Here is a 19,319-nt window from a genome sequence, read left to right as displayed (position 1 = left end):
TTATTCCTTGTTCATCCGCTTCGCCGGGTTACCAACCACGGTAACGCCCGGCGGCACATCCTTCGTCACTACGGCGCCCATACCGACCACCGCACCGCGGCCGATCACCAGCGGCTGCCCTGGCCGGCCCTGCTTGATGATTGCCCCGGTTCCGATGTAGGCATGGTCCTCAATCACAATATTTCCGTTGCACTTTACGCCCGGCGCAAAGGTCACGTAATCACCGATCGCGCAATCATGCTCGACATAGCTGTAGAGATTGGCATGGAAGTGGCGCCCGATGCGGCTATTGGAGGCAAGCGTCACAAATGGGCAAAGAATGGCACCTTCGCCCAATTGCACCTCGTCCATCACCACCACGTTGGTGGCACTCACCGTCCACGGCTGCACGCCATCGGCCCGGCAATGGGCAGCAAGTCTTTCACGAATGACGCTGTTTGCGATGGCGAGTACCGCATAGCGTTCAGTGGCCTCGGCTGCAAGGAAAGCCGCATAGCGCATTACACGCTGGCCGTTCACAATGGCCGTTTCAACCTTGTCATCCACGAATACCAGTCGGTCGGCGGGAATACCCTGGTCACGCAACTGCTCACGCGCCAGCGGCATTACCCCGCGGCCACAGCCGCTTGCACCATACACGGCATATAAGGCCGAACTCACGGCTTCCCCCTCTCGGTGGACCCCGTAAACTTCGGCATCGTCGCCTCGCCCTCCGCACTGATCCCTTCGCGCACCAGCACCCGCTTCACCGTCATGAACAAGATTCTCAGGTCCAACCAGAACGACTGGTTATCGACATACCACACGTCCAGGCGGAATCTTTCCTCCCAGCTCAGCGCATTGCGGCCATTCACCTGCGCCCAGCCCGTCACACCGGGGCGCAGCTCGTGGCGGCGAGACTGTTCGGGGCTATAGAGCGGCAGATATTCCATCAACAACGGCCGTGGCCCGACCAGGCTCATGTCACCCTTGAGCACGTTCCACAGTTCCGGCAGCTCATCCAGGCTCGACGCTCGCAGGAAGCTGCCGAATCCTGTCATACGTTCCGAGTCCGGGAGCGGATTGCCCTTGGCATCGGTGGCGTCGCGCATCGTGCGAAACTTGATCATCTGGAAGGGCTTAGCGTTCAGACCAGGACGGGTCTGGCAGAACAGGACAGGCGAACCGAGTTTGCGGTAGACCCTCCAGGCAACAATGGCGATCACCGGCAAAAGAACGACCAGCGCTGCAGCCGAGGCCAGAATATCGAAAAAGCGTTTTATCATTCAAGACCCATTTCGCGCAACATGACTGCGTTAACTTTATGTACATCGTATTTTTCCTCGGCGACCGCGCGTGCGCGTCGCCCCATCCGGCTCATGAGTGCAGGTTCGTCGATGAAACGCTGCATGGCAGCCTCCAGTCCATCCACCGATTTGACTGGCACCAAGAACCCGTTGTCGCCGTCCACTACCGTCTCTCGGCAACCAGGCGCGTCGGTAGTAATTATCGCCCGGCCCATCGCCATCGCCTCAAGCACGGTACGCGGCGTACCTTCACGGTAACTTGGGAGGACGTATACATTGCATTCAGCAATTGCCGGTCGGACGTCCGTGAGCCGTCCGTAAAACTGCACCGTTCTATCCTTCACCCAGGCATCGAGCTCATCCTGCCGAATCGAATCAGGATTGCCGTCGATCCATCCGACCAGCCCAAACGTAACCTCCGGGTTCCGACGCCTGACTCGGCGAGCTGCCTCGATATACTCACGGATCCCCTTGTCTCCCAGAAGTCTCGCCACAAGCAGGAACCGTGTCCCCGGCGGCAACGGCGCAGGCGCATAAGCGGCAAGCTCCACACCCGAACCATTTACCACACAGGAGGGCACACTCGTGGGCAATAGCCCCCGACGGCGAAACACCGCCTCATCGTCAGGGTTCTGAAAAAACGCCTTGTGCGTATGGCGCAGCGCCGTCGCGTATAGCCACTGGACAACAGAACGCAAGCTGCCACGCTCGTTATTCCCTTGAAATGCATACCCCAAACCGGTGATCAATGCATAGCGGCACGGCACACCCGCCAGCCAGGCGGCCAACGAGCCATAGATGACCGGCTTGATCGTATAGCCCAATACCCGCTGAGGGCGAATACGTCGCATGAGCTGTACCAAATGCAGAATCAGTCGCAAATCGGACACCGGGTTTGTGCCTGTGCGGCGCAACGGGATCTCGTGCACCGTGACCCCTTGCTGCTCGAGGCGGTGCCGCAAAGGACTCGACGAAGGAAGGTCAGGGGCGGCAACATGCACCGCCAGTCGCTTCGCAAGCAAAGCGTCGATGAGTGCGCCGCGGAATTGCAGAATCGAGTCGGGAAAACCTGCGATGAGAAGAAAGGTCATTGTTGTTCTTGGTGGGCAATGCCGGTGCAAGTGCGCCGACGAATTCGGGCCCAATTCCGGCCCATACATTCCGTCATCTGGAACTTTGTTCACAGCAAACACCCGACTGTAGCCTACCCCATCTTTCTCCATACCGTGCGATTCACATAGTCCACATAGCTCAAGACCACGCGCACAACCTGAATCGACACCGGACCGCCCATGTAGTCCGCTACGATTGGAACCACCTGACGGGTGCGATCATGCTGACTCGTGACGACTTTGACTGCCTCAAGCACGCGGTCGGCCTTCAGCCCGCTCATGATCAACGTGCCTTCGTCCATGCCCTCGGGCCGCTCATGTGCATTGCGAATCGTGATAGCAGGCAAGTTAAGCAGAGACGCCTCCTCCGTGATTGTTCCGCTATCTGACAAGACGCAAAAGGCGGACATCTGCAGCTTGATATAGTCCAGAAGACCAAAGGGTTTCATGAACTCGATCAGCGGATGGTCCAACGGGACGCCGAGGGCCTCAAGCCGCTTCCGAGTACGCGGATGGGTCGAAACGATGATCCGGTACTTATAGCGGTCTGCCAGGGCATTCAAGGTATCGAGCAGATCCTTGAGATTCTCGGGGCTATCCACGTTCTCCTCGCGGTGAGCGCTGACAACAAAGAACCTCCCCTCATCCAACGACATACGCGCCACGACATCGGACTCCCGAATCTTCGGCAAGTAATGGTTCAGCACTTCCCCCATATGGGAACCGGTCTTGATGATTGTCTCCGGACGAATTCCCTCTGCGATCAGGTACCGACGCGCGTGTTCGGTCAATACCATATTGATGTCACTGAGATGATCGAGCACTTTGCGGTTGAGCTCTTCGGGAACGCGCTGATCGAAACAACGGTTACCAGCCTCCATATGGAAGACCGGGATCTTCCGCCGTTTCGCAGCAATTACCGCGAGACAGGTGTTCGTATCGCCGTAAAGAAGAACGGCATCGGGCTTTTCCATCTCGAACACCGTATCGGACTTGCTGATGACCTCGGCAATTGTCTGCGCGGCAGTTTCACCGGCGGCACCCAGGAAGTGATCCGGCTTACGAATCTCCAGGTCCTCGAAGAAGACCTGGTTGAGCTCGTAATCGTAATTCTGACCGGAATGAACGAGGACGTGGTCAACCTGTCTATCCAGCTCGGCAATGACTCGACTCATTTTGATCAGCTCGGGGCGAGTACCTACCAGCGTCATTACCTTAAGCATTGAGAACCTCACGAATATAGTCCAACTTCAGGAGCACCTCCTTCACGCCCTCGACGTCGAGGCGCTCCGTATTGTGCGAGGTGTAATCATCGAGTTCCGAAATATGTTGCTCACCCTCGACGAAGAACTTCTTGTAGTTGAGGTCTCGATTATCCGCAGGAATTCGGTAATAACGGTCCATGTCTTCCGCCTTGGCCATTTCCTCTCGGGAAATCAGCGATTCATACAGTTTCTCGCCGTGCCGTGTACCAATGATCTTTACGGGGTTGTCGCGGGCAAGCAACTCCCTGAGTGCTTGAGCAAGATCTGCCACCGTCGAAGCGGGCGCCTTCTGTACGAAAATGTCGCCCTGCTCTGCATGCTCGAACGCATGTAACACCAGGTCAACAGAATCCTCAAGCGACATAAGAAAACGGGTCATGTTCGGATCAGTGACGGTCAGCGGCTCCCCGCCCTTGAGCTGGTTTATAAAAAGCGGAATCACCGAACCACGTGAAGCCATGACATTGCCGTATCTCGTCGCACAGATAACCGGGCCTCCCTCTGGAATCATCCGTGATTTGGCGACCATTAACTTCTCCGCCATCGCCTTGGATATTCCCATGGCATTGATCGGGTATACGGCCTTATCCGTACTGAGCACGACAACACGTTTGACGCCCGTGGCAATTGCTGCATTCAATACATTCTCCGTGCCGATGACATTGGTGCGTACTGCCTCCATCGGGTAGAACTCACACGAAGGCACCTGCTTCAGAGCTGCAGCATGAAAAATGTAGTCAACACCGACCATGGCCTGGGAGATGCTGCTGTAGTCCCGTACATCACCGATATAGAACTTGACCTTGTCGTTAGCGAGCGCTATCCGCATATCCTCCTGCTTCTTCTCATCGCGGCTGAAGATGCGTATTTCGCGTACTCCCGTGTCCAGAAAGCGCTTGAGCACGGTATTTCCAAAAGAGCCCGTGCCCCCGGTAATCATCAAGATCTTATTGTCAAACATACAGAATTCCTCAAATAATCATCCAATGCCGGAGAACAGCTTTCGCACCCACGCTGGTGGCGTCTGCCGGACGAGCGAAAGATCTTCACGACCAGCGGCGGCACTTCGACTACCGGGCCGCTCTCCCGATCCGTCCGTCAAACATTTTCTCGATCAACTTCGGCCAAGCCGGTGCAACATAACCGGTCGCCTGACCGAAACGCGTGCAATCAAGGGAGCGATCGATTACAACGCGCTCGTCCGGCACAATGGTGATTGCCTTTCCATACTGGTCGGCGATCAAGCGCAACAACTCCAGCTTGGCAATGGGGGCTGCGCCCACGTGATACAGCCCATGGAGTTCCGGACGCGTGAGCACGCGGTCCCGGATGACAGAAGCCAGCTCGACCGTTGGCAGCCCTGAAAATATCGCTTTGGTATAACCTTTCACTTCACCAGTCTGTGAAAGAAACCAATCCACCAGTGCAACGTTTGAATTGAGCTCATGCCCGATGATCGACGTTCTAAGGGTGACCGCATGATCCAGATCATGAAGCTCACCGATGAACTTCGACTTGCCGTACAGGTCCCCGGCATCGGAAGGATCGCGTTCGGTGTACAACCCCTTCCGTCCCGAAAAAACACAATCCGTACTGACGTGTATCATTCGGATACCGGCCAGCCCGCAGAGTCTGCCAAGGCGGTGCGGGAACATCGCATTTACAGGCAGTGTGGAAAGTGGATCCTGAGCATCGGCCAGTTGTTTGATCAGCCCGATGCAGTTAATGACCACATCGGGGCGCACTGTATCCAGCACCCGTACCAGCGCGTCCAGATCCAACGCATCGACGCCCACCAGCAAGCGGGGGCGTTGCTCGTCACTGAAATACTGAAGAGCGGAGGGGCTGCGAAGCGTCCCCCAGACCTCGTTAGCCGCCTCCTGGGCGAGAACATCAATCATCGCATTGCCCAACATCCCGGAGGCCCCAAGGACTAATACACGCATTACGCTACCCCTCAAGTTTCGTAAACTGATACAAGCATCAAGATATAGCCACCAGGCTGTGCCAAAGGGAGAACCCCGACGGCCGGACCAAAACGAATTCCATTCGTAATCCTCTTAAGCCACGCCTTGAAAACGCCCCAACCGAGGCACCAGGAGGCCACCATATTCACGCTGTTCGTCTACGCAGCAGGGCGGCAACCACCTGCACCTCCTTCATTCGAAACACCGAAAGACAAACGACGTAGACGAGAGCAAAAGGAGGGAATAGAAGCAACCAGTACTCGGGAAAGACGCCATGAAGCCAACCAAGTACCAGGTAGGCGACGAATCCACCAATGCAGCACAAGGCCATTACTTTCAAACCGGGCACAAGCAAGTTAAAGCCAATTCTGCGCTGAACCAACAAGGTCATAACAACGCCGTTCAGCGCACTGGAAACCACTACAGAAGCGGCCAAACCAACCAGACCATGCTCTTGATAGAGCAGATAACTCAGCGCGAAGTTGATGGCTAACGCCGCCAGGGACAACAGCACGGGCATCAACGTATTACCGTGCGAGAAGAACACCCGATTCATGATATCTCGAACCAAGCAGAAAGGAAGCGCGAGCAATGCCACGGAAAAAACAGAGGCAACCTTTACAACATCGTCGCCTGAAAACTTTCCGCGCTGAAACAGAATCGATACAATCTCCGCAGAATAGAAGCTCATATAGATTACAGCCGGGACCGAACATATGACGACCAACCGAACGCAATCGTTCAGATATCTGAACAACTCGGTCTGATCGGTCCGCACCGCGACGACAGCGATACGCGGAAAAAGCGAAGCGGTCAGAAAAACCAGAAACACCGAAAGGAATATCATACTCAATTTACTTGAGTACCCAAATACTGAAATTGCTCCGATACCAAGCTTCGTCGCAAAATAGATTCCCACAAATCCGTTCAGCTGCTCGACATAGAAGGAGACGGCGGCCGGGAGAAACAGAAGAATGAACTTCTTATCGGCGAAGAACAGAAAGGCGGCTCTGGTTTTGAACGAGAAGGTCTTTCTAGAAATAGAATAGTTGACGAGCAGCAATCCAAACCACGCCAGAACCCCAAGCAACAAGACCTTGTCGAAATCGGCGGCCAAACTGAACGAGAACAGGCCCAGACAAAAAACAACATTATTGACGATAGGTACGGCATAAGAAGGAACGACAACCTTGTTGACGGTCTGGATAGCATTGAAGAAGGAAACCAGACTCGAGAGTGCAAAGGTCAAAGCCATGATGGACAGATAGTTGACGGCAAGCTCCTTGACTCGTCCATCAACCGCCCCCGAGAACAGGTCCACCAACCACGGTGCCGCACTAAAAACACCAATGGCCACGCAAACGGACACGGAGAAGAAGAAGAACATTGCGGCCGAAAGATCCCTGTCGACCCGCTGAGGTGTGTCATTCACTATCAGTCGCGAGTAGAGGGGAATCACGAGCACGGGAATCGCCGAGTGAATGGCCATGTACAACACGGAAGAAATCGAGTTCGAAAGGAAATAGGCGTCGGTGATGGTCGAGACGCCATGGTAGAACGTGATCAGGACATCCTTGATGAATCCGCTCAGCTTGCCCAGTAGAATGAGCGTGAAGATGAGAATCAGACTCCAGTGTCTGCTCATTCCGTTTCCTCGGGGCAACCGGAATCCGGACGCCCGGGCAAGCGCTGGTGCAACAGGTTAGGCGATAAGACCCAGCCGGCGAACAGCACCGCCAGCACAATCACGCCCGCCAAACTGTGCATGAGCTGGTTGTTGGCGTAGCTGAATATCAACCCCAAAGACAAGTAGATGAACAAAGGGCCAGCAAACGGATTGCTGGCCTTGATCGCTTGCAACCAGAGTCTTGCGTACGCGAACGACAGCAGGGGCGCAAGAAACAGGACACCGACGAAGGAAATATCCGAGGCCAGCCAAGCAAACAGCGAATGCCACTTATCGAACCCCCATCCGTACACCAGTCCCACCCGATACGGATAAGTGTGCTCGAGAATGGAACCATCCGCGGAGAGTGCTATTTCCACGATTCGGCCCAACGAGTACGAGTTACCGACAAAATAAGTCCATTCAAACGGCAGCGTCAAACTTAGATACAGTCCATACAGTCCATTGGTAAAATATCCAAGGAAGACGCCCAGCGCCAGTGCGTAGTCGGAACTCACCAGACTCACCACCAGGGAGCTGTCGTCCCAGCTAATCAACGGGTGGCTCTTCTCGTATATATTATCGAGCCCGATACCGGCTGCCATGTACCTTTGGCGAAGAATCTCCACAAACATCAAGAACACGGAAGCCACGACCACTGAAGCAATACCCAACGTCCGCATCCTGATCTTCCGCCCGCGAGCTGCGAAGTTGATCGCCATGCAGAAGAAGGCGAATATCACCACATCGCCCAGATATTTCTGCTTACCCGCACCGACGACATTGACCACGAGATACGTTGTTACCACGAACAGGAAGGCATACCTGGCAAACTTTCCCATTACTTTGAAGTAGTAGAACGAGAATAGAAGGACGAGAGCGACCAGCGCCTGGTCAAATATATTAAGGATGTAGAAGAAATCGATATGTGCCTGTCCACGCTCGTATCCCTCATACCCTTTGACGTAGTTGTCACCAATAGTGTCAAGACCAATTTCGCCACCCGAGGCAAGAAAAGAATACCCCTGCCCTACGGAACTGATCACACCAAGAATTAGAACCACGCTGACAAACCACCGAACCTTCCGAAAGGATGCGGCACGTTCTTCAAAATCAGTCGCGTGCTGTCGATAGTTTCCACGTGCACCCGCGATGTAACCCAGCGCGAACAGAGAGACCCATGCCGTAATGAACGACATCAGGACGATGTAATCGAGATTGCTGTACTCGATGGGCCCAACGAACAGACTTGTCAGAACAAAGAAAGAGTATCCGACATATACATTCAGCGGGAGGTATCGATAACTCAGAATTCTCATCTTCTATTGAAGATCTTCTTGTACGCCAGGACCTTTTCCCGACCGGTCAAATGGCCAATCCTCAAAGACCTTTTCTCTGCGCGTCGCAGGAAGTCTTCCGTCGTGCTCACGATCCTTGCCGGATTGCCGGCGACGATGGAACCGTCAGGCACACTTCTGGTGACAACTGAGTGGGCACCGACAATGCAGTTGTTTCCAATAACCACGTTCGGAAGAATCACGACTCCTTTACCTATGAATACATTGTCGCCCACTCGAATCTCTCCCGCCAATTCAAGATCGGGAATATCCTTTCGGAAAGGCAGCGTCGAGCCATCATGGCAAACGAAACTCGCACCAACGCTGATATAGACATTGTCACCCAAAGTGACCAGGTAGGGCTCGGCACTGAACATGGCATAACTTGAGCCGTATATCGTCACGCGACCCTGCAATTCAACGCCAATCCTTCTTGCATAAGAAACCGGGTATAGCGCGGCATGCAGCATATTGAGAGGAGCCGTGAAGACCTTCAGCAATCGTCGAACCTTCACTTCACACCCCCACGTCAGCCAGAAAAACGGAAACCTTGGCCGTGTAGTTTCTATAGTCGAATGTCCGCGAGCGGTAGGTCCGCTGCTTGAGAGCATCGATCTCGGATCGTGAAATGGCCATCACCTTCCTGACCAGATCAAGTTCGTCGCCCCGCGCGGCAAGAAATAGCCCTTCGCTCGGGGCATGATTCTCAAGACTTGGCATCTTGTTTGAAACCACCGGGGTTCCACAACTGATCGACTCGGCCAACTTCGACGGGAATCCAGCCAACGTCACCCGGGTTTCGTCACGAAAGAATATGCTGAAATCACATTCTGAGATGCGCTTCAACACCACTTCGTTGGGCTGTCTACCCCGAAAGACCATGTGCTGAGCCAACTCCTGGAGCATTCCTGCATGTTCGGGAAAGACATGCAGATAGTCTGCAGACTCGATTCCATAAATTTCGAAGCGGAAATCTTGTCCTGCCGTGTAGAGTTGATGGAAAACCTCGATACAGACATCGAGACGCTCTTTGAGATTGCTACGCGTCCTGTTTATCCGACCAGCGTCAAAAGGTGACCCAACATAGATAAAGCGTTTCGGCAATGCGTTATCCCTGGGCAAAGGTGGTTGAAATCGATCGGCATCGAATAGGGTCGGAAGCTCGACTGTTACCTTGCCCATACGGCTATAGAAGTCTGTCAGATACTTGCTGGTGGTAATGACCCCATCGGAGAGTCGATGAACGACATACATGCGCAGCGCGGTATCGATCGATTTAACGACGCGGTAGACTGGACTTCCACCACTTGCGTCATACCATTCAGTGGCATCCGACATCACCTTTATGCCGAAGCGATGGCACAGGAGTTTCATGCGCCACTGAGCCACGGCCGGATAGTTGTAGCAAATCACGCCGACGACCTTGGCGAGACGGTTCATCTGACAGAAATCGAGGATCGTGGTCAGGCCCAAAATATACTTCAACCATGCGCGACCTCCTACCGGGTAGGACACACTCCAACATTCGAAGCCGAGAAAATCGCGCCGCACGAGATCCGTGCCAGAGGATCGAGCACTGTCGACTCCGACGAACACGACCTCGTAGCCGAGCTCCCGCATGATCTTTCCATTCGCCAGAACACGGTGGGCGGCAGCGTTTCTGTCCGGCAGTTCGAAACCGCCGATGTAGATTATCGTCCCTTTGCTCATGTTCAGCCGACAGCTTTCATACTAGACGGCGGCCGACCGGTATGAGCGGCGGATTCTTGCGCGAAAATCGGCTTCAATGGCGCTTGGTTCGAATCTGCCTGAAAACTCATTTGAAGAATCCGATGTACCAAGGCATCGCACAGCGAATGCCGTCCTGAATGGCAAAGCCCGGGGCGTAACCAAGATGTTGTTCAGCTTTGCTGATATCTGCCTGAGAGTGGCGAACATCGCCGCCACGGAAGTCGCGGTAGATTGCCTTCTTTTGGTAGACGATACCATTCGCCGCAAGCGTCTCTTTAAGGCAGGAGAACAGCTTGTTCAGGCTGGTTCTATCGCCCACTGCCACGTTATAGACCTGATTCTTCGCGTCGGAAGTGGCAGTCGCAGCAAGCAGGTTGGCTTGAACGGCATTGTCGACAAAGCAGAAGTCGCGACTGGTTTCTCCATCCCCGTTGATGAACAGGTCTTCTTCATTGATCATGGCTGCGGTCCACTTCGGAATCACCGCAGCGTAGGCGCCACCGGGGTCCTGCCGCTTGCCAAAGACGTTGAAGTAACGGAGCCCAATAGTGTTGAAGTCGTAACATCTGGCGAACACTTCCGCGTACAACTCGTTGACATACTTGGTCACCGCATAGGGAGATAACGGCTTGCCGATCACATCCTCCACCTTGGGTAGCCCCGGGTGATCGCCATAGGTGGAGCTGCTGGCGGCGTAGGTGAAACTTTGAACCTTGGCATCACGTGCAGCGACCAACATGTTGAGGAAGCCGTCGATGTTTGTACCATTGGTCAGGATCGGATCGTTGATAGAGCGTGGAACCGATCCGAGTGCGGCCTGGTGAAGGACATGATCGATACCGTTGCAGGCCTTGCGACAGTCGTCAAGATTACGGATGTCACCCGGATTGAAGGTGAAGCGTGTCCATTGTTCGGGCGTAACCAGTGCCTGTACCTCGTCGAGGTTGCGTTGGTGGCCGGTGGCGAAGTTGTCGAGACCAACAACTCGTTGATCGAGCCTGAGCAGGGTCTCAAGCAGATTGGAGCCGATGAATCCCGCCACTCCGGTGATGAGCCAGGTGCGAGGTTCGATACGGAGAGTATCCCGCAGGGATTTATATGCAGTCATTGATACAGGCGAAAGTTGGAAACATGACGTCGTGCGATGCCGTGATGGCGCCGCGCTCGAAACGGAGGAGATCGAAACCCGGTAGGTGCTCTGCGCTCACGCGCCAGTGGATGACGCCCTGCCAGTGCAGATGGGTCAAACTTCGCATGGACGAAGTGCGCTACTTGTTGCCGGACGCCCTCCAAGCCGCCGGCGCACATCTTTGAGCGGCGGGCAACGGGTGCGGAACACTCGTTGAACATGGGCGAGCAGTCGCTTAACAAGGCCTGCGCACGCGCACGTCGTCGCTGCGATGGATGGTGGCGCCGACGATGCCGCTCATGGGAATCAGCTCGCCGTAGCAGGACGGTTTTTGCGCGCGTTGGAGACGAACTCCACGATGAAAGCGAGGATCGCGCCCCCCATCAGTCCGAGAATGACGGACAGGGTGAGGATCATCGCTTTCTTCGGCTTGGCCGCCTCGGTCGGCGCGGCAATTTCGCCTATCAGCTCGGTGGGCTGGGTAAGCGGCGGTGTAAGCCTCTGCATCAGTCCAGGTTTCTCGGCGTCGAGTTCGTTCATCGCCGTCGAAATGCGACCGCGCTCCAGCATGATCAGAGACGCCTGCACCGGATCACGCGGCGCGAGTTGTGCCAGCATGGCGGTCGCGTCGTCGTACTGCTGCTGAAACGCTTGGCGCTGCTTATCGAGATTCTGCAGGCGCTCGGACAGAAACTGAACATTCTGTCTGTAGTTCTCGGCGTGCGTTTTCTGAATATCCTCGAATACCCGACTCAGCAAGTCGGCTGCATCCTGGGGATGATCGCCCTCCGTCGTCAGCTCAATCGTTGCGGAGGTTCCTTTCTGCGCCGTTGCTCTGACCAGAAAGGGACGTTCGCGTTTCACGCCATCCGCAACGTTTTCGCCAAATTGTGCGAGCAGGCGCGACGACAGTACCTCCGGGGGCTCGAAAAGACCGGTGCCCGCGACCTGTCCGATACGAACCTTCACGCTCGCGGTGAAGACCGGGGACTTGAGGAAGGCGAACGCCAAACCGGCGCATACGCACAGCACCACACTGAAGAAAATCCATGTCTTGCGCCGCACTAGGATGTCCCATAGCTCGATCAGACTGATCTCGTCGTCCGGGGATACTCGTTGCGGCTGGCTGTGCGGCATGGTTGGCGTCGGATGCGTGGCAAACGCGCATTATCGCACTACTAGGGCATAGATTAATGCTCTCAGAACATCCTGCAACGCAATATCCGGATCGGCGCTGAACCCGATGCACTCGTCGACGTATCGCAAAATGCCTGCACGCGCACCGCACACGCCTTGAACCGTAGACCGCCAAGGACGATCAGTGCGCTTCGTCCCAGTTGTCCCCCGCCCCCACCTCCACCAGCAGCGGCACTGCCAGTTCGGCCACGCCGCCCATCAGTTTCGGCAGCTCCGCGCGGATGGTGTCGAGCTCGCCGTTCGGCACCTCCAGCACCAGTTCGTCATGGACCTGAAGCACCAAGCGCGAGTTCAGGCCCGAGCCCGCCAGCCAGCCATGCACCGCGATCATCGATTTCTTGATCAGGTCGGCCGCGGTGCCCTGCATCGGCGCGTTGATCGCCGCCCGCTCTGCAGCCTGGCGGCGACCCACCTGCTGGGCGCGGATGTCGGGCAGGTGCAGGCGGCGGCCGAAGATGGTCTCGACGTAGCCCTTGTCCTTGGCCTCGGCCTTGGTGCGCTCCATGTAGTCGGCCACGCCCGGGTAGCGGGCGAAGTAACGGTCGATCCAGGCTTGCGCTGCACCGCGTTCGATGCCCAGGTTCTTGGCCAGGCCATGGGCGCTCATGCCGTAGATGAGACCGAAATTAATCACCTTGGCGTAGCGGCGCTGCTCGCTGCTGACTTCGGCCGGACTGACCCCGAACACCTCGGCGGCAGTGGCGCGATGCACGTCCTCGCCCTGGGCGAAAGCTTCGAGCAGACGGGCGTCGCCTGACAGGTGGGCCATGATCCGCAGCTCGATCTGCGAGTAGTCGGCGGAGACAATGAGGTGAGCACGCGGGGCGATGAAGGCGGCGCGGATGCGGCGGCCTTCGGCGGTACGGATCGGGATGTTCTGCAGGTTGGGCTCGGAGCTGGCCAGCCGGCCGGTGACCGCGGTGGCCTGCGAGAAGCTGGTGTGCACCCGGCCGGTGTGCGGATTGACCATGCGCGGCAGCTTGTCGGCGTAGGTGCTCTTGAGCTTGGCCAGGCCGCGGTGTTCGAGCAGCAGCTTGGGGAGCGGGTAGTCCTCGGCGAGCTGCTGCAGCACCTCTTCGTCGGTGGAAGGCTGGCCGGTGGCGGTCTTCTTGACCGCCGGCAGGCCGAGCTTGCCGAACAGGATCTCGCCGAGCTGCTTGGGCGAACCGAGATTGAAGGGTTGGCCCGCCAGTTCGTGGGCCTCACGCTCGAGCCCCACCAGCCGGCGGCCGAGTTCCTCGCCGTGCTGCGCGAGCAGGAAGGGGTCGATGAGGACGCCGGTACGCTCCATGTCGAGCAGCACCGACAGCGTCGGCAACTCGATCTCGCGATAGAGCGCTTCGAGCCGTGGCGCGGCCTCGACCTGCGGCCACAGCTTGCGATGCAGGCGCAGGGTGATGTCGGCATCTTCTGCCGCATACTCGGTGGCACGGTCGATCGCGACCTCGTCGAAACAGATCTGCTTGGCACCCTTGCCGCAGACCTCGGTGTACGGAATGGTGGTGAGGCCGAGGTGGCGCTTGGCGAGCGAATCCATGTCGTGGCTGCGGTCGCTTTCCAGCACGTAGGACTGGAGCAGGGTGTCGTGGGCGATCCCGCCCAGGTCGATGCCATGGTTGAGCAGCACGTGGGCGTCGTACTTGAGGTTCTGGCCGACCTTGGCGTGGGCCGCGGACTCCAGCCAGGGCTTGAGCTTTGCCAGCACATCCTGCAACGGCAACTGCTCGGGCGCATCGGCGCCGCGGTGGGCGAGCGGCAGATAGGCAGCCTCGCCTTGCACCGTCGAGAACGACATCCCGACCAGCTTCGCCGCCATCGGGTCGAGGCTGGTGGTTTCGGTGTCGAAGGCGCTGAGTTCGGCGGCATTGAGCTTCGCCAGCCAGCGCTCGAACGCCGCCCAGTCGAGGATGGCCTCGTAGTCGGTGCGGTGCGCGCCCGGAGCGGTCGGTTCATCGTCGCCTGCGACTGCGATCGGGCCAGGCTGGCCCGCGCCGGAGGACGCTCCTCCGGCCGCCCCATCCGCGAGATCCTTCAGCCAGCCGCGGAACTCGAAACGCTCGTACAGCGCCTTCAGCGCCACCTTGTCGTCGTCGCGCGCGGGAAGGTCTTCGAGTTCCAGCGGCAGCTCGAGATCGGTCATCACCGTCACCAGGCGCTTGCCCAGAGGAAGGAAGTCCAGATGCTTGCGCAGATTCTCGCCCACCTTGCCGCCCACCTTGTCGGCATTGGCCACCAGATTGTCGAGGGTACCGTACTCGGCGAGCCACTTCACCGCGGTCTTGGGGCCGCACTTTTCGACCCCGGGCACGTTGTCCACCGTGTCGCCAACGAGCGCAAGGTAGTCGACGATACGCTCCGGCGGCACGCCGAATTTGGCCGTGACGCCGGCCTCGTCGAGCACTTCCTCGCTCATCGTGTTGACCCAGCGCACGCCGGCACGCACCAGCTGGGTGAGATCCTTGTCGCCGGTCGAGATCACCACCTCCCAGCCACGCTCGGCGGCCTGCCGGGTAAGGGTGCCGATGACATCGTCGGCCTCCACCCCGTCGACCAACAGCAGCGGCCAGCCCTCTGCCTTCACCGCCTCATGCAGCGGTTCGATCTGCACGCGAAGATCGTCGGGCATCGGCGGCCGGTGCGATTTGTAGTCGGGATACCAGTCGTCGCGAAACGTCTTGCCCTTGGCATCGAACACGCACGCACGGTATTCCGCCTTGTAGTCGCTCTCGAGCCGACGTAGCATCGACAGCACCCCCCGGATCGCGCCCGTCGGCTCGCCCTTCGTGGTACGGAGATCGGGAAGCGCATGAAAGGCGCGGTAGAGATAGCTGGAACCATCGACGAGCAACAGGGTGGGCATCCGGGGAGATCCTTGCGGGAAACCTTGGCACAGCGCCACGCTCGAACACGTGTGGGCGCGCCAAATAGACGAACAAGATAAGAAGAGACATCATGACCGCGAAAGACAAGCTCTCCCGCAGCGTGCCCGACATCACCGCGCCACGGTTCAATGCGCGTGAGTCATGGCGTGTCTTCGGAATTATGGCAGAGTTCGTCGAGGCGACCGAACGGCTCAAGGCCATCCGCCCGGCGGTGTCGATTTTCGGCAGCGCCCGGATTCCACCCGACCACAGCTATTACGTGCTTGCCGAGAAGATCGCGCGCCTGCTGTCGGACGCCGGCTTCTCGGTCATCTCGGGCGGCGGCCCGGGGATCATGGAAGCCGCCAACAAGGGGGCCTATTTCGGCAAGAGTCCGTCGATCGGGCTCAACATCCAGCTGCCGATGGAGCAGCAGGCCAACCCCTACCAGGACATTTCGCAGACCTTCCAGCATTTTTTTGCACGCAAGTTCATGTTCGTGCGATTTGCCACCGCCTACGTGGTGATGCCCGGCGGATTCGGCACGCTCGACGAGTTGCTCGAGGCCATGACCCTGATCCAGACTCACAAGAGCCGCAAGATTCCGATCATCCTGGTTCATGCACCGTTCTGGAAAGGCTTGCTCGACTGGTTCCGCGACCAGCTGGTCGCCGAACGCATGATCAACCCCGAAGACCTCGACCTGATCCAGATCATCGAGCGGCCGGAGGACGTGGTCGAAGCGATCTTCAAGCACTACGAGACCCGGGGCTTCATGCCCCTGCCGGAAGAACACGAGCTGATGCTCAATCTTTGAGCGGTCGGATGCATTCCGGCCACGCGGGGCGCGCGCCCCCCAATGGCGGACGAGTGCACTCGTAAGACGGCTTCAGGCCGTCGTCTCTTACCGACGTGAGCACCGGCGGCCGACGGGAGTCCGCCCTGTGGCGGCGATCCGGCGATCGCCCCGCGCGACCCCGAACCCGGCCCGCCTCCTTTCCCCGTCGGCATGCAGGCCGGGTGATAGAATCGATGCAACTGAAGGAGAACATCATGCGCCGTACCCTGATCGCCCTGCTGCTGGCCGTTTCGATGCCGGTGCTGGCCCAGCAGCCACCCGGCCTCGAGCCGATTCCCGAGCCGCCCCCGCCCCCGCCCGGCATGACCGACGTCGAGGAACCGGAGGTCACCATCGTCAAGCGCGGCGAGGACACGGTCACCGAGTACCGCATCCGCGGCAAGCTCTACATGGTCAAGGTCACGCCGCCGCATGGGGTGCCCTACTATCTGATCGACAAGGAAGGCAGCGGCCAGATGGTGCGCGACGACACCGCACCGACCCTGGCGGTACCGATGTGGGTGATCAAGTCCTGGTGAGCGCCGGCCCGGCGGTCTGCAGCTTCAAACCCGTGTACCGCGAGGATGCACGGGTTCTTGTTCTCGGCAGCATGCCCGGCGCCGCCTCGCTCGCGGCCGCGCAGTATTACGCTCACCCGCGCAACGCATTCTGGCCGATCATGGGCGCGCTGTTCGATGCCGGCCCGGAGCACCCCTATCCGGTGCGTCTCGGTCGCCTGCTCGACGTGGGCATCGCGCTATGGGACGTGATTGGCCGTTGCCGGCGAACCGGTAGCCTGGACAGCGCCATCGACGCCGATAGCGTCGAGCCCAACGATCTGTCCGGCCTGTTCGCCGCCTGCCCCCGACTGACCCATGTGTTTTTCAACGGCGGCGCGGCCGAGACGGCGTTCCGGCGGCATGTCCGCATTGCAGGGGCCGCCGCCGGGGCGGCTGGCCCCACGGGCCACGGACATGCGCTGACCCTCGTGCGCCTTCCGTCCACCAGCCCCGCGCACGCCGCGCGCAGTTTTGCCGACAAGCTCGCCGCCTGGCAGGCCGTGCGCACCGCGGTGCGCGCAACGACCACCGCAGCGGTCTGAACGTTTTCCGTCTCCTGGAGTTTTCATGTCCGTCTTCACCCCCGTCCCCGAGTCCGTACTGTCAAACTGGCTGAAGAATTACGCCATTGGACGGTTGGTCGAGCTCAAGGGCATCTCTGCCGGGGTGCAGAACAGCAACTTTTTTGTCACCACCACACTCGGCCGCTACGTACTGACCCTGTTCGAAGGCATCGCCCGCGCCGAACTGCCCTACTACCTCCATCTCATGGCCCATCTGGCCCGCCACGGCCTGCCGGTCCCGGCACCGATCGCCGACTGCGACAACGAATACCTCGGCACCCTGGAAGGCAAACCGGCAGTGCTGGTAATGCGGCTGCAGGGCACGTCGATCATGGCCCCGGCCGAGGCCCACTGCGCCCGCGTCGGCGCCATGCTCGCCGGCCTGCATCTGGCCGGCCGGTCCTATGGCCGTCGCCAGCCCAACCCGCGTGGTCCGCAGTGGCGCGAGCAGGCTGCGACGCGTGTGCGCGCCCACCTGCCGGCCGACGAGTGCGCGCTGCTCGACGCGGAAATGTCCTTCCAGGCCGGTATCGCGACCGACTCCCTGCCCGCAGGCGCGGTGCATGCCGATCTGTTCCGCGACAACGTGCTGTGGGATGGCGAGCATATCGGCGGGGTGATCGACTTCTACTTCGCCGGATACGATGCCCTGCTGTTCGATGTTGCCGTCACCGTCAACGACTGGTGCGCGCTCCCCGGCGGCGAACTCGACCCGGCACGCACCGCCGCCCTGCTCACCGCTTACCATGCCGAACGCGCCTTCAGCGCGGCCGAGCGCACCGCCTGGCCGGCAATGCTGCGTGCGGCAGCGTTGCGCTTCTGGCTGTCGCGGGCGGTCGATTTTTACCTGCCGCGCGAAGGCGAGTTGGTGTCGGTAAAGAACCCCGACGAATACCGTGACATCCTGCAGCAACGTATCGCGTATTCTCCCGGCTTGCCCGTGGTTTGAACTCGCCTCCCCGATCGGCTAGCATCGGACCGCCCAACCTGATGCCGCTGCAATGCGGCATGCCCTGCCCGCTCAATGCCCGCTACTCCGCCCCCTGCCCATCACTACCATCCACTGCCCACGCCCGGAACGGTCACGCCCGCGCACGCGTTGCAGTGGCTGGCCGCGGGGTGGCGCCTGTTCATAGGCAACCCGGGGGTGTGGCTGGCGCAGACCCTGATCTTCATCGTCGTCCTGTCCGCCCTCGGCTTCGTCCCTTTCATCGGCTGGGCCGCTGCACCGGTCGCGCTGCCGGTGCTGGTCGGCGGCATGGTGGCCGGGGCCAATGCGCAGGCCGCGGGCGAACGCCTGCGGGTGGACCACCTGTTCGACGGCCTCCGCCTGCACGCCGCCAACCTGCTGCTGGTGGGCGGATTCCATTTGTTCGGCGCACTGATCGCCGCCATGATTGCGGCGGCAATCGGCGGCAGCGCGGTACTCACCGGCATGCTGGTGGGCGCTTTCGCCGGCATGGGTCTGGCCGCCGGCGGGGTGATGTTCGGCGTACTGGTGTTCACCGTGCTGTGGGGCCTGCTGATGATGGCACTCTGGTTCGCCCCGGCGCTGGTCATGCTCCAGGACGTGGCGCCGCTCGACGCCATGAAGCTCTCTGCCCGCGCCTGTTTCCACAACCTGCTCACCTTCATCGTGTTCGCCGCCATGCTCTATGTGCTGGTATGGGTGGCGATGCTGCCGGCCGGGCTCGGGGTGTTCGTGCTCGTGCCGGTGCTGGCCGGCGCGCTGCAGGCAGCCTGGCGTGATACCTTCTCGCCCCAACTGGCACTTCCGCCCCCGGTCGACCTTACCGAATAGACACTT

18 protein-coding genes are annotated in these 19,319 nt (G+C 58.9%); 5 read left to right on the top strand and 13 right to left on the bottom strand.

The genetic code is table 11. The features are described from left to right. The 13 genes from AC3A35_RS02150 to polA all read right to left on the bottom strand — a co-directional run bounded on the left by AC3A35_RS02150 (position 1) and on the right by polA (position 15,550). Entirely contained in the window at positions 1–660 is a 660-nt protein-coding gene (locus AC3A35_RS02150) for an acetyltransferase (protein ID WP_487434204.1), read from the bottom strand. After that, positions 657–1,265: a sugar transferase gene (locus AC3A35_RS02145; protein WP_487434203.1), complete on the bottom strand. Its 609-nt coding sequence runs from the start codon at positions 1,263–1,265 to the stop codon at positions 657–659. Before AC3A35_RS02145 ends, AC3A35_RS02150 begins: the two co-directional genes overlap by 4 nt. Next, positions 1,262–2,377: a glycosyltransferase family 4 protein gene (locus AC3A35_RS02140; RefSeq protein ID WP_487434202.1), complete on the bottom strand. Its 1,116-nt coding sequence runs from the start codon at positions 2,375–2,377 to the stop codon at positions 1,262–1,264. The genes AC3A35_RS02145 and AC3A35_RS02140 overlap by 4 nt, the downstream gene beginning before the upstream one ends. A 113-nt stretch (positions 2,378–2,490) precedes the next feature. Then, positions 2,491–3,621: a non-hydrolyzing UDP-N-acetylglucosamine 2-epimerase gene (wecB, locus tag AC3A35_RS02135; RefSeq protein WP_487434201.1), complete on the bottom strand. Its 1,131-nt coding sequence runs from the start codon at positions 3,619–3,621 to the stop codon at positions 2,491–2,493. Then, complete coding sequence (locus AC3A35_RS02130; RefSeq protein ID WP_487434200.1) at positions 3,614–4,624, bottom strand: polysaccharide biosynthesis protein; 1,011 nt, start codon at positions 4,622–4,624, stop codon at positions 3,614–3,616. Before AC3A35_RS02130 ends, wecB begins: the two co-directional genes overlap by 8 nt. Positions 4,625–4,733: 109 nt before the next feature. Next, on the bottom strand, positions 4,734–5,609 hold the full coding sequence (locus AC3A35_RS02125) for a dTDP-4-dehydrorhamnose reductase family protein (RefSeq protein ID WP_487434199.1): 876 nt from the start codon (positions 5,607–5,609) through the stop codon (positions 4,734–4,736). A gap of 166 nt (positions 5,610–5,775) precedes the next feature. After that, positions 5,776–7,275, bottom strand: coding sequence for a murein biosynthesis integral membrane protein MurJ (gene murJ / locus AC3A35_RS02120; protein ID WP_487434197.1), 1,500 nt, complete (start codon positions 7,273–7,275; stop codon positions 5,776–5,778). Beyond that, entirely contained in the window at positions 7,272–8,615 is a 1,344-nt protein-coding gene (locus tag AC3A35_RS02115) for a hypothetical protein (RefSeq protein ID WP_487434195.1), read from the bottom strand. The genes murJ and AC3A35_RS02115 overlap by 4 nt, the downstream gene beginning before the upstream one ends. Next, positions 8,612–9,133: an acyltransferase gene (locus AC3A35_RS02110; RefSeq protein ID WP_487434193.1), complete on the bottom strand. Its 522-nt coding sequence runs from the start codon at positions 9,131–9,133 to the stop codon at positions 8,612–8,614. Before AC3A35_RS02110 ends, AC3A35_RS02115 begins: the two co-directional genes overlap by 4 nt. Before the next feature lie 16 nt (positions 9,134–9,149). After that, positions 9,150–10,343 carry a glycosyltransferase gene (locus tag AC3A35_RS02105; RefSeq protein ID WP_487434192.1) on the bottom strand — a complete coding sequence of 398 codons (1,194 nt, stop codon included), beginning with the start codon at positions 10,341–10,343 and terminating at the stop codon, positions 9,150–9,152. Positions 10,344–10,449: 106 nt separating this feature from the next. Next, positions 10,450–11,472 carry an NAD-dependent epimerase/dehydratase family protein gene (locus AC3A35_RS02100; RefSeq protein WP_487434190.1) on the bottom strand — a complete coding sequence of 341 codons (1,023 nt, stop codon included), beginning with the start codon at positions 11,470–11,472 and terminating at the stop codon, positions 10,450–10,452. Positions 11,473–11,799: 327 nt separating this feature from the next. Beyond that, positions 11,800–12,630 carry a Wzz/FepE/Etk N-terminal domain-containing protein gene (locus AC3A35_RS02095; protein ID WP_487434188.1) on the bottom strand — a complete coding sequence of 277 codons (831 nt, stop codon included), beginning with the start codon at positions 12,628–12,630 and terminating at the stop codon, positions 11,800–11,802. Positions 12,631–12,811: 181 nt separating this feature from the next. Next, positions 12,812–15,550 (bottom strand): DNA polymerase I, encoded by a 2,739-nt coding sequence (gene polA, locus AC3A35_RS02090; RefSeq protein ID WP_487434187.1) that lies wholly within the window; start codon positions 15,548–15,550, stop codon positions 12,812–12,814. A gap of 92 nt (positions 15,551–15,642) precedes the next feature. Here polA and AC3A35_RS02085 point away from each other — a divergent pair, with 92 nt between their 5' ends. The 5 genes from AC3A35_RS02085 to AC3A35_RS02065 all read left to right on the top strand — a co-directional run bounded on the left by AC3A35_RS02085 (position 15,643) and on the right by AC3A35_RS02065 (position 19,313). Further along, a complete protein-coding gene (locus AC3A35_RS02085) occupies positions 15,643–16,368 on the top strand; it encodes an LOG family protein (RefSeq protein ID WP_487434186.1) in 726 nt (241 codons plus the stop codon). Positions 16,369–16,604: 236 nt separating this feature from the next. Next, positions 16,605–16,928, top strand: a complete 324-nt coding sequence (locus AC3A35_RS02080; RefSeq protein WP_487434185.1) for a DUF2782 domain-containing protein — start codon at positions 16,605–16,607, stop codon at positions 16,926–16,928. Continuing rightward, complete coding sequence (locus tag AC3A35_RS02075) at positions 16,907–17,491, top strand: DNA-deoxyinosine glycosylase (RefSeq protein WP_487434183.1); 585 nt, start codon at positions 16,907–16,909, stop codon at positions 17,489–17,491. Before AC3A35_RS02080 ends, AC3A35_RS02075 begins: the two co-directional genes overlap by 22 nt. Before the next feature lie 25 nt (positions 17,492–17,516). Continuing rightward, positions 17,517–18,461 (top strand): homoserine kinase, encoded by a 945-nt coding sequence (locus tag AC3A35_RS02070; protein ID WP_487434182.1) that lies wholly within the window; start codon positions 17,517–17,519, stop codon positions 18,459–18,461. A 75-nt stretch (positions 18,462–18,536) separates the two neighbouring features. Next, positions 18,537–19,313, top strand: a complete 777-nt coding sequence (locus AC3A35_RS02065; RefSeq protein ID WP_487434181.1) for a BPSS1780 family membrane protein — start codon at positions 18,537–18,539, stop codon at positions 19,311–19,313. The last annotated feature ends 6 nt before the right edge of the window (positions 19,314–19,319 follow it).

It is taken from the genome of Azoarcus sp. Soil_N_20 (assembly GCF_057656155.1).
This window is presented reverse-complemented; position numbering and strand designations above follow the sequence as displayed.

What these genes read in the sequence shown, in the direction of transcription:
- polA (WP_487434187.1), bottom strand. Translation starts at nt 15,550, where the DNA reads ATGCCCACCCTGTTGCTCGTCGATGGTTCCAGCTATCTCTACCGCGCC.
- AC3A35_RS02095 (WP_487434188.1), bottom strand. Translation starts at nt 12,630, where the DNA reads ATGCCGCACAGCCAGCCGCAACGAGTATCCCCGGACGACGAGATCAGT.
- wecB (WP_487434201.1), bottom strand. Translation starts at nt 3,621, where the DNA reads ATGCTTAAGGTAATGACGCTGGTAGGTACTCGCCCCGAGCTGATCAAA.
- AC3A35_RS02130 (WP_487434200.1), bottom strand. Translation starts at nt 4,624, where the DNA reads ATGTTTGACAATAAGATCTTGATGATTACCGGGGGCACGGGCTCTTTT.
- AC3A35_RS02105 (WP_487434192.1), bottom strand. Translation starts at nt 10,343, where the DNA reads ATGAGCAAAGGGACGATAATCTACATCGGCGGTTTCGAACTGCCGGAC.
- murJ (WP_487434197.1), bottom strand. Translation starts at nt 7,275, where the DNA reads ATGAGCAGACACTGGAGTCTGATTCTCATCTTCACGCTCATTCTACTG.
- AC3A35_RS02070 (WP_487434182.1), top strand. Translation starts at nt 17,517, where the DNA reads ATGTCCGTCTTCACCCCCGTCCCCGAGTCCGTACTGTCAAACTGGCTG.
- AC3A35_RS02100 (WP_487434190.1), bottom strand. Translation starts at nt 11,472, where the DNA reads ATGACTGCATATAAATCCCTGCGGGATACTCTCCGTATCGAACCTCGC.
- AC3A35_RS02085 (WP_487434186.1), top strand. Translation starts at nt 15,643, where the DNA reads ATGACCGCGAAAGACAAGCTCTCCCGCAGCGTGCCCGACATCACCGCG.
- AC3A35_RS02140 (WP_487434202.1), bottom strand. Translation starts at nt 2,377, where the DNA reads ATGACCTTTCTTCTCATCGCAGGTTTTCCCGACTCGATTCTGCAATTC.
- AC3A35_RS02125 (WP_487434199.1), bottom strand. Translation starts at nt 5,609, where the DNA reads ATGCGTGTATTAGTCCTTGGGGCCTCCGGGATGTTGGGCAATGCGATG.
- AC3A35_RS02145 (WP_487434203.1), bottom strand. Translation starts at nt 1,265, where the DNA reads ATGATAAAACGCTTTTTCGATATTCTGGCCTCGGCTGCAGCGCTGGTC.
- AC3A35_RS02115 (WP_487434195.1), bottom strand. Translation starts at nt 8,615, where the DNA reads ATGAGAATTCTGAGTTATCGATACCTCCCGCTGAATGTATATGTCGGA.
- AC3A35_RS02080 (WP_487434185.1), top strand. Translation starts at nt 16,605, where the DNA reads ATGCGCCGTACCCTGATCGCCCTGCTGCTGGCCGTTTCGATGCCGGTG.
- AC3A35_RS02065 (WP_487434181.1), top strand. Translation starts at nt 18,537, where the DNA reads ATGCCCGCTACTCCGCCCCCTGCCCATCACTACCATCCACTGCCCACG.